General features: G+C 70.4%; 1 protein-coding gene. It reads right to left on the bottom strand.

From position 1 onward, the window contains the following. The coding region (locus tag TSO5_RS18425) for a tetratricopeptide repeat protein (RefSeq protein WP_146203800.1) at window positions 1-2651 on the bottom strand (2651 nt) is incomplete at its 3' end. Between the last annotated feature and the right edge of the window lie 158 nt (window positions 2652-2809).

The raw sequence follows: 2809 nt of genomic DNA, 5'->3' as shown, positions 1-2809 counted from the left end.
AGCGGCTGCGCCTCGGACAGCTGGCCCTGGGCTTGGTAGAGGGAAGCCAAGCTGCTCAGGCCGTTGGCAATGTCCGGGTGTCCGGGCGGTCGGGCTTGCCGGTAAATGGCCAGAGCCTCCTCATACAGCGGCTGCGCCTCGGGCAGCCGGCCCTGGGCTTGGTAGAGGAGGGCCAAGTTGTTGAGGCTGACGGCGATGTCCGGGTGCCTGGGCGGCAAGGATTGGCGGAAGATGGCCAGAGCATCCTCGTACAACGGCTGCGCCTCGGACAGCCGGCCCTGGTCCTTGTAGAGGGAAGCCAGATTGTTCAAGCCGGTGGCGATGACCGGGGGTTTGGGCGGCAGGGCTTGGCGGAAGATGGCCAGAGCCTCCTCGTACAGCGGCTGCGCCTCAAACAACTGGCCCTGGGCTTGGTAGAGGAGGGCCAAGTTGTTGAGGCCACGGGCGATGTCCGGGTGCTCGGGCGGCAGGACTTGGCGGTATGTGGCCAGAGCATCCTTGGAAATGTTCACTGCAATGCCATAATAAGCTTTTTCGGCAAACCAGAGGCCTAAATCGGACAGCCGACGGCGGCCGGCGTCATCGGAGCCGAGCGCGGTCAGCGATGGCTTCCACCGGGCGATCAGGATGTCCGTTTCCGGGGTGGCGTCCGCCAAGCCCGCCCCGATCCGGGTCAGGGCTCGGCTGAGGAGCTTCTCGTCCTCGCCGTGCAGCGCCAGAGTTGCTGGCAGGTCGAACAGCTCCTCGGCGAGCGCCATGGACGAATCGGCCGCCTTGTTGCTGAGCCCGCCGTCGAGGATGGCCAAGCGCTGGTGCACCCGCTCCGCCACGGCGGGACCGTCCGCGCCCCGGAAATGCTCCAGCAGATGCCGCCGAGTGGCCAGCTCCACCGCCCCCGGCAAGGCTCCTTGCGCCAGGACCCCGTGCATCAGAGTCTCGCGCCCGGCGTGGCGCAGCAGGTAGGGCCGCAGCACCGCCAGCAGCGGGGCCAGCCGCGCCTTGGGCACCCGCGGCCGCCCGCTGTCGATGGCGACTGGGTCGGTGGGCGCGGCCAGCAGGTCGGCCATCTCGCCCTCGCTCAAGCCACGCCGGCTCGCCGCCAGCAGCGCCGCCAGCCGGTTGGCCATGGCCGGGTGCGCCGCGTCCCCATAGTCGCGGTCCCATTGCCGGAGCAGACCGGCAAAGAGCGCCGCCGCGTCGAGCTGACGCAGGTTCTCCTCCAGCCGCGCGGCCAGCGTCTCGTGCCGGCCATGCACCCGCAAATCCTCCAGCAGCAGGCGTAGGTACAAGGGGACCTTGGCCTGCGGCGCCGCCAGCAGCCGCGCCTCCAGCTCCGGAGGCAGGGTCTTGCGGTAGGCGGCGGCGAAGCCGGCGATGATCGCTCCGATCTCGCCCGTGTCGGGCACCCGCAGCTCCTGGACGTCCCACAGCGCCAAGCCGGCCAAGCCGTCCACCGCCGGGGTGGCGCTGGCCAGCAGCACCGTTCCGGTCGGGTACAGCAGCGTGCCCAGGCGCTGGATGGCCACGTCGGCCCCAACGAACTGGTCGAGGGCGTCGAGCAGCAGGATGAGGGGCCTGCCGGTAACGCGGTGGGCTTGGTCCAGCCACACCGGCAGAGCGTCCCAGCGCTGAGCGTCGTCCTCGGGCAGCTCCGGCGGGTCGGCGATGTCACGGCGCAGCCGGGCGAAGACGCCGTCGCGCCAGGCCTCCAGGCTGCGCAGCCCGTCGGCGCCGACGTAATGGGGGATCATCCACGCACCGACGGCGTCGGGCAGCCAGGCTTCCAGGTCGGCCATCAGCGCGCTCTTGCCCAAGCCGGAGACGCCGCGCAGCAGCACCGCCCCGCGCATCGCGCCGCTCAGGTGGGCGTGCAGCCGGCCGGCGACCACGTCGCGCACCCCGGCGAGCGGGACGTAGCCCTGCCGGCGGGCCTGGGCGAACAGCGCGTGGGCCTGGGCGCGCAGAACGAAGACGTCCTGGGCCTCATCGGCGGGAAAGCGCCGTTCGAGCTCTTCGAGCAGGAGCGCCTGCACCCGGTCGCCGAAGGCGCTGACTTCGGCGTAGCCGTCGAGGGCCACGCGTCCGGAGGCCCGCAGCGCCGCCTTGAGGGTGGCCAGCCGGGGGCCGGCGGCGTCGTAGAAGTCCACGGCCTTGACGTCCGCCGCCGCGCTGAACAGGGCGTCGGTGAGGGAGGCGGCGCGCAGGAAGAAGTGGGCATGGCTGAGCATCTCCGGACGGTCGAGGACGCCGAAGCGCATCTCCAGCTCGGTGACGCTGATGTCTTGCCGCAGCGCCGCCTCGATGGGGGCGCGGTAGGAGCTGGCGGCGTGAGCCTTCCAATAGGCGGCCAAGTCGGCGTAGGTGGGGATCCAGCCGTAGCGTTCGCCCAGGAAGCCGATGAAGAAGGGCGGGTAGCCGCGGCAGCGGTCGATCTCGGCCAGGCAGATCGCGACGGTGTGGCCGTTGCGGGCCTCCTCCTCGGTCACCCCCCAGCGCAGGTCGATCTCGGTGAAGCCGACGCCGCGCTCGGCGCAGCGGGCGCGCACCAGGGGAAACGCACGCTTGAGCAGATCGTCGCGCTCGGCGTTCATGTCCTTGAAGGTGGAAGACAGGAACACCCGGATTTCGCGGGAGCGCGGGTCAGCGGTCATGGTGCGGCGGCGTCCTGAAGCTGGTAGGTTTCGTGGAAAATGGCGTCGGCGATGACCGCATAGCTGGTGGCGTCGTATTGGAGGAGCCAATCGCCGGCGCGTCCTGTCAGAATGTCACCGCCGTCGGTGGGCACCACCAGTGGCGCCATGTTAGCGGT

The organism is Azospirillum sp. TSO5 (genome assembly GCF_003116065.1).
Taxonomy (GTDB): domain Bacteria; phylum Pseudomonadota; class Alphaproteobacteria; order Azospirillales; family Azospirillaceae; genus Azospirillum.
The sequence above is the reverse complement of the archived record's forward strand: the minus strand, read 5'-3'. Positions and strand labels throughout refer to the sequence as shown.